8 protein-coding genes are annotated in these 8,207 nt (G+C 30.1%); all 8 read left to right on the top strand.

The genetic code is table 11. The features are described from left to right. The coding region (locus PF569_08775; protein MDA3856327.1) for a hypothetical protein at window positions 1-930 on the top strand (930 nt) is incomplete at its 5' end. 2 nt (window positions 931-932) lie between these two features. Then, window positions 933-1,613, top strand: coding sequence for a hypothetical protein (locus PF569_08770; GenBank protein MDA3856326.1), 681 nt, complete (start codon window positions 933-935; stop codon window positions 1,611-1,613). A gap of 8 nt (window positions 1,614-1,621) precedes the next feature. Continuing rightward, the gene (locus PF569_08765; protein ID MDA3856325.1) at window positions 1,622-2,125 is read left to right on the top strand and encodes a hypothetical protein; all 504 of its coding nucleotides are present in this window, start codon (window positions 1,622-1,624) and stop codon (window positions 2,123-2,125) included. Between the two features lie 18 nt (window positions 2,126-2,143). Beyond that, the gene (locus tag PF569_08760) at window positions 2,144-2,548 is read left to right on the top strand and encodes a hypothetical protein (protein MDA3856324.1); all 405 of its coding nucleotides are present in this window, start codon (window positions 2,144-2,146) and stop codon (window positions 2,546-2,548) included. A 19-nt stretch (window positions 2,549-2,567) separates the two neighbouring features. Then, entirely contained in the window at window positions 2,568-4,295 is a 1,728-nt protein-coding gene (locus PF569_08755; GenBank protein MDA3856323.1) for a hypothetical protein, read from the top strand. Window positions 4,296-4,310: 15 nt separating this feature from the next. Continuing rightward, window positions 4,311-6,698 carry a hypothetical protein gene (locus PF569_08750; GenBank protein ID MDA3856322.1) on the top strand — a complete coding sequence of 796 codons (2,388 nt, stop codon included), beginning with the start codon at window positions 4,311-4,313 and terminating at the stop codon, window positions 6,696-6,698. A 30-nt stretch (window positions 6,699-6,728) separates the two neighbouring features. Then, entirely contained in the window at window positions 6,729-7,502 is a 774-nt protein-coding gene (locus PF569_08745) for a hypothetical protein (protein ID MDA3856321.1), read from the top strand. A gap of 62 nt (window positions 7,503-7,564) precedes the next feature. After that, on the top strand, window positions 7,565-8,207 hold a 643-nt coding region (locus tag PF569_08740; GenBank protein MDA3856320.1), incomplete at its 3' end, for a hypothetical protein.

Here is an 8,207-nt window from a genome sequence, read left to right as displayed (position 1 = left end):
TTTGTAGATAATAATTTATCAAATATTTCTAATAATAGTACATTAGGTGGAGTATTAAAATATAGATTAGTACATTCTGCTTCATTCAAACAGTCAGTAATCTCTTCTGCTTATGATGATAGAATTTCAGGTATTGTTAATGATAAATTGTCTACCTATGGGTTTAGTACTATTAATATTAATGATACTGGTAATCAAGATATATGGTATCAACCTAATAAAAAAGATTTAGAGTTTATTAAAAATGATTTACTTCCTTATGCCTATTCTAACAACTCTGATAATACTCCATTTTATTTCTATATTGATGCTACTAATACAGCCAATTTTATCAATTATAAAACAATAAAAAATAATATATTAAATTTTAAGCTTACCTATGGTAGACAATCAGAGAATGATGAATTAATCGCACCATTATCTATTGAGAAATTAACCCTTGGTAGTAAAGCAACTAAAGACCTGAGATATATTAAAGGGATAGGTCTAAATCTTGATGGAGGTATTGAAGAGATAGAAGAACAGTTAATCTCTGATATATATTCTTCTAAACAAGGAAAATCTCCTGTTATATTTGATCCATCTATTATTACTAAAATAATTGAAATGGATGAAGAGTTAGAAAAAGGTAAACAGGAAAATAATCAAGGATATTTAATAAACCTTCTAGCTAAAGTTATAGGATTAGAACAGTTTATTGTTACAATACCCTATAACTCCTATGTACGTGCTGGAACCAGTATTGATTTTATAACTAATGACTCTGGAAAAGAGTTCAATCCCTCAATTAACTATACTGATAACTATATAATTGAAGAAGTGTCTTCACTATGGAATGGTAAAATAGGTTTAACAAAATTTATTATGTCCAGAAATAACTTAGCTTTAGACCCTTCAGAATTTCTTATATATAATGAATTAGGAGGATAATAATGTTTATTAAAAGATGTATTGTAATTGATAATAATGATCCGGATCAACTAGGTAGAATACAGGTTAGGGTTATACCTGAAATGGCTGATGTAGAAGTTTCTCTATTACCTTGGGCTGAACCCTTCTTAGGTATGTCTACAGTTGATAAACAATCATTTAATCCAGTAGCAATAGACTCTGTACTATGGGTTGCTGTAAGTGAAAGTTGGAAAAGCTTTTATTTTATCGATGAATATTGTGTAACAAGTAAAATTGACTTTGCTAAACTCACAGCTATCATAGATGGTATAGCTGATCTTGGCTCATATAGCTATAATGAGGTTAGGGTGGACTCTTTTGAAGATGGTACTATAAAGTTCCATAATATAATAAGTGGGGATATGGCTATGATACATAGCTCTGGAACCTATATTGTAATAAAGGCTGACGGTACTGTTATATCTGTAGTAGGAGATGCTAGAATTGAACAAGCTTCAGATTTAACTACTATTGATATGGGAGGATCAAAAGCAGAATTAGGATCAAGCGGTTCTGTTAAAATTACTGCTTCTACAGAAATACAATTAGCTACAGGTGATTCAGTTAGTTGGCAACCTAACGTCCTAAATTCTTGCCTATTTACAGGGGCTCCTCATGGAGGAACTACTGCTGGAATATCTAAGCTTAAAGGTGGTGCTTAATCGTGAGTATGATAGCTTCAGATTTAAAAGATTTAATATTATCTAAACTGATAAATCCCTACCCTGAGAACGCAACTCAAGCTAATAGTAAATGGGGAGAGGCTTTTAAAGAATACTTTGAAGCTAATTGTGATATTACTTGCTCATGGTCAGCAACAGATCCCTCTAATGGAAGTACAGACCCTCTTACATCATTTACAGCAAAACCTGTATTTACATCTTTCCCTATAGTTCCTAAAGATAATAGAACTTTATGGTTGTCTAATCTCAATACTATTTTAATAAGTGGAAATATTATACCTGATTCATCATTTTCTACACTTAGTTTAGCACCACTAAAACTTACTACTACAGTGTTTTCAATAACAATGAATCAATCAACTGACCCTGATGTAGTTATAGAAGATTTCTGTCAAAAGATTATTAACGGTATAAAAACTATGATAGGCGGTACTACTACAGGAACTAATAGCTCTTTTGTTGGAAGTGCTACTGTTACATCTATCTCATAAAAGTTTAACTATTATAGTATGGAAAGAACAATAGATAAAACTTTTAAAAATTATTATATGGATATAGATTACACTGGTAAGAAAACTACTACAGGAGATATCTATACCTATACTGACTCAGATGCATTACAGCAAGCATTTAGATTATGGCTTACAGAGTCTAAAGGAGAGAAGTTAAGGAAACAGGTAGGGGGTTATCTCATACCACACTTACAAAAGCCTATGACTCCTGAAAGAATTGGTGATATTAAGCGTTCTATTAAGAATGGATTAAGTCAAGAGTTTAAGCCTAGAGTTCAAATACTAAGTTTAGAAGTTACTCCTATATATAATCTAAAACAATGGCAGATTGACGCTCTTGTATATACACCACTATTGAAAGATGCTGTATTGGTACAAGAAAGAATAAATAATTTAGTTTAAAAAAAAGAGGTATTATATAATGTTTGATTTTGATTCAATAAGACAAAGAATAATAGAGAATTTAGCAGAAGAAGAAGAACATAAAGATATTTTTGAAAGTGGTGCTTATTCCTCTTTAGTGGACTCTTTAGCACAGGAACTAGAGTTCTATCATACAGCTTCAGGGTATAGAACTAGAGAAAACCAATGGGGTTTATCTTTAAATAAATCTTCTTTATTATCTCAATCAGAAGTACATAATTATAGTCCTAGTAGAATAGTATCAGCTACAGGGTTTGTTAAGTTTGGTGTTTCTGAAGATTTTGATACTACACCTACTACTATTATTAATATACCTAAATATACACAATTTTCTAACGATAGTGGTATATCTTTTGTATCAGTTAATGATTATCAAATGAGTACACTAGATACCTCTATTGATATTGCAGTTAAGCAAGGTGTATATCAATCACTAACTGTTAATGCCGATGGAGACATTTTTGAAACAATAGCTATAAATAGCTCTAATATAGAAGAGGATAGTGTAGTAGTATATGTTAATGACTTACTTTATGAACAAATTGATAATTTACTAGATTATGGACCTAATGATTTAATCTGTTTTATTATAAATAAGATTGACTTATCTGGTATTCGTATACAGTTTGGTAATAATATTATTGGAAAGAAATTAAACTCTAATGATAGAGTTGTAATACAATATATAAACTCGATAGGAACTGATGGGAATATAAATTCTAAGAATGTAGTTAAAAATGTTGATAGTATTATTTATGATGTTAGTGCTAATATTGTAGAAGATGTTTTTTGTACTAATGACTTAGCTATAATAGGGGGTGCTGATGAATCTACCCTAGAAGAAATAAGACTACAATCCCCAAAAGTTTACCAAACAGGAGATAGAGCTATTACTAAGGATGATTATATTTCTATTTTAGAAAGATTATCTTATGTAAAAAAAGCTAATGTATGGGGGGCTTATGAATATAATATCGATAATGGTTTAAATCCATGGACATATATATTACCCGAAGAAAATGTTACTCATGTAGCTATTGTTACTGAAACAAATGAAAACTTAACAGACGCTCAGAAACTACAAATCTTAGAAGATATTAATGTCAAGAAAAGTCCTACAAATCTATTAAACTTTGAAACTGTAGAGTTTATAAACCTTAATTTTGTGGTTAGTGCTTATATAGTAAATGCTTCTTACTCATTACCCTCAGTTAAATCAGCTATAGAAGCTGGATTACAAGAAAAATATAGTATTGATAATATAGCTTTTGAAGAAAATCTATATGAATCTGACTATAAAAGATATATTGATGCTATCCCTGGAGTAAAATATCATGATACTTATATTGAGTTATATAAGGAATATGACTTCTATTCTCCTTATGTCTTTGATGTAGATTTACCTATATATCCATTAAAACCAGCTACTTTTAAAGTTTATGTTAAATTAAAAACTGAAGGAGTGGAAAGCTATGTATTGATGGGTACAGGGAATGGTACAGGGGGATTTACTCCTGAAGCTGGATATAGTTTAACAGATAGCCTTATTTCTTTATCTACAGGACAAGGGGCTATTATTATAAATAGTGGTTTAACAGAAGATTATACTCTATACGATGTAAAGCTAGTATATCAAAGTGTGAATAGTAATATCATTCTAAATAATAGGAGAGACTTATTCCTTTATGGTAGTTCTGAAATTACTGTTCAGTATTATCAGTCTTAAAAAAGAGGTATATAAATGTCTACAGAAATAGAAGATAGGTTAGTTAATAGATTACATAAGCTTTTAAAAACGGACTTCTGGATTGAGTTCATGAGAGCTATAGCTAAAGAGTTTGAATATTTAGAAGCTGATATTGAATATAAGAAAAACTTTAATGTTATTTCAGAGCAAAACTCTGATAGACTTCTTCAAATTGCTAGTAAATTTGGGTATGATCCTAATTTAGTATTATTTAATGATGAAGACTATTTGAGAGAAGAAGTAAGGTCTATTACCTATAGAATAAAAAATAAATCAACTCTCAATGGTTATTTAATAGCTTTTAAAAAATCAGGGTTAGACGGTCAACTATTTAGTATTTTTTATGATGGAATGAAACTAATTAGAGATATTGACTTTGATACTACATTAGAAGAACTAGGTTTACATATAGGGGGAACCCCCTTCTTAGGTGTTACTCCTACTATTTATCCAGCCTATTTCCTCAATCTTACAATAGGATTAGATGATGATTTAGAGCTAGATAGTGATCCTACATGGTATTTAGATCAAGGTTTAGTAAAGAAATCTACTCAGCATTTAGCTATAGAGTATAAATCAGATAAACTCTATACCTTAGAGGGAGAGGAATATATGTTTCTACCAGACTATTGTTTCTATCTTCATCAGGAAGTAAATTATAATAGAGAAACTACTACTATTCCTCACCCTGGAGTTAACATTAGTTTTATCACAGATCAAACAGGATATTTCAATTCTAACAATAGATCTAGTGATTATACTATTGATATTCTAAAAACACAAACAGCTATCACTAATACATATCGTTCTAAATTACAAGAGATTGAGGAAGTAATATTAGATGATGGTAGAGAACTTGATGAAACAATAACTTGGTCTCTTGACCAAGTAGCTAGTCAATCTTCTATTGATCCTACCACTTTCTTTTATTTAGTAGCTGGTGATGGTCTAAAGAAAGGACAGCTTGATTTTAATATAGGTAGGTTATATGATGAAAAAACAATACATTATGGTTTCGATGAATATCTTACTGATAATGTTTATGACTCTTCTTTAAATACTTATGATGCTACTGTAGATGGTGACTTTGATAGAATAACTGGTATTATAGGAAAAACAGTTAATTTTGATGGGGCTACTTCTGTTAGTGCTGATACTAGTACTATAATTGTTTCTAATGATCCTAAAACTCTTCAATTCTGGATTAAAGTAGACTCAGTTACTTCAGGTCTTTACTATATAATAAACCATGAGTATATCTCTTGCTGGATAGATCAAAGTACAGATAAATTTCATGTATCTATCACTGGTGGATCAGGAACAGAAGCTTTCTCTATTGATTTTACTCCTGATAATTTAGAACATATAGTTCATATAGAACTAGATACTGATAATAGCCTTTGTAACTTATTTTTAGATACTGTATTAGAGTTTTCACAAGATATTACAGCTATTGGTGTTGTTACTGGAACCTACCCTTTACATATAGGCTTTGATGGAACCACAAATTATTTTACAGGATTGATAGATGATTTCCTCTCTGTAGAAAGAATATTTAATGATGAAGAAAAAACTTATATCTATGAAAATAAATTAGGTCAGCTTAAACGATTAAGCAATATAGTTTATAGAGATGAATTATCTGTGAATCAAATTTATTCTAATGATGATTATTTTGTTATACAAGGAATAATATCAGGGAACACTATTAAAAATAGATATTTAGCTATAGCTGATGGATTCTCTACTACCTATAGTGGTGATGTTCAATCTACAGCTATTATAGCTGGTACTGTCAAAATAACCTATACAGATTTTGTTGATGTTTCTAAAACACTAACGGATGATGGTACTGGAAATTTATTAAATGATTTTGCTGTAGGAACTATTGATTATTCTACAGGTGATTACTCTTTTACCACTCTTAGAGAATATACTATATTAAAAGAAAACTCTTTAGAAGGTGTTATTGTATCAGAGAACTATGATACTAAGTCTAATGTTAAACCTTACTCTGTAGCGATAGAATATAACATAGCTGGTACAACTTATATAGCAACTGATGATGGTGTAGGAAATATTACAGGTACTTCAATAGACTCAGCTTCTATTGACTATGAAACAGGGATTATAACTTTGAACTTCTCTGTTCCTACTGATGACTATATAATATGGACAAGTTATACATATATAAAAGAAGATTTAATAAAAGAGAACACTGAAATTACAGTAGAGTTTGGAGTTAATAGAGATATAGAAATAACAGAAATCGGTATTGAAAATAATAATCGAGAGTTGTTAATCTATTCTACTACACCCCCCTTTAAAATGGGTACTACAGACTGTCATATAGGTGTTCAATTTTTCATAGCAAAAACATAGATTTTAACTATATAATAATGAGGTAATAATATGGCAACAATAGATAATGGATCACAAATACTATCCTATGATTTTAAAAATCCAGGTCAATCTGAATCTTTTAATAGGATAAATTATAAAGTAAGAAGTGAAGGTATATATGAAGGTGGTGTAATCTCTAAAATAAATGATAATCTTATAGAAATTTCTCCTTTCATTGCTCATATAAATGATCCTAATTCTTCTACAGGTGTTAGACTTGAAACTACTGCTAATGCTAATGTTAGTGTAACCTCGACTACACCTTTCATAATAGTAAGGTTTATTTGGAATAATATTGCCAATAACTATGCAAGTATTCTAGCTGTAGCAGAAACAGATATTTTAGGTAATGATTTAATTATAGGGAAATTGATATACAATGGTTCTACCATGACAGTTGAATATGATTATAGTAGAAAATCTTGGGCTTCTTTTGTAAAACTAGAAGAAAAAGAAAAAGAATTTGCTGTATATCCTACAGAACCATATACTAATCAAGTTAGTGTTTCTGCTGGTACTGCTATGATTAATGGTAAATATATTGATTTTAATGATAGCTTATCTCCTGTATTAACTGATGTAGCTACATATTCAAGAATAGATATTTTAGTATTAGATGAAACTGGAACTTTAGTATGGGTAGAAGGGGTTACTGATATATCTCCTGTAGTACCAACAATACCTACCAATGTTTTACCTCTAGCTATGATTACAAGAGATGGATCTTTTAGTGTAATCTATGGTAATCATATTAAGTCTTTATCTTTGCTTAAAACTATATAACAACCTTTTAGATATATAATAACTATTTAGGTATATTAAAATTGTAATGAGGTAATGATAACATGGCTAATATAGATAATGGTTCACAGATACTATCCTATGACTTTAAAAATCCGGGTCAATCCGAGTCTTTCAATAGAATAAACTATAAAGTACGATCAGTAGGAATATATGATGGTGCTGAAATAAGTAAAATATCAGATATACAAGTAGAAATAACTCCTTTTGTAGCTCATATTGATGATCCTAATACCCTTACAGGTGTTAGAGTTGAAACTACTGTTAATGCTGTAGTAGATATAACCTCCAGTAGACCCTATGTTATTATCAGATTTAATTGGAGTAATACAGCTAATAACTATGCTGATATAATCAGTGTAGCACCTGAAGATTTATTACCTAACGATTTAATAATTGCTAAAGTAATTTATGCTGGTGCTACACTAACCACTGATTATGATTATTCATTTAAAAACTGGTCTTCATTTAGAAATAATGAAATATTAGAACAAGAGTTTAAAGTAACTCCTACTGAACCCTATACCAATACATTAGATGTATCTAGTGGTACAGCACAAATCAATGGTGACTATGTAGAATATGCTGGTGGTACTACCCCTGCATTAGCTGATACACCAGCTTCATACTCTAGAATTGATTTACTTACTATAGATGAAACTGGAACTCTAGCATGGGTAGTAGGTA

The organism is Candidatus Woesearchaeota archaeon, from assembly GCA_027858315.1.
Classification (GTDB): Archaea; Nanobdellota; Nanobdellia; order Woesearchaeales; family UBA583; genus UBA583.
Note: the sequence above shows the minus strand (reverse complement) of the source record. Positions and strands in the feature narration are given on the sequence as shown.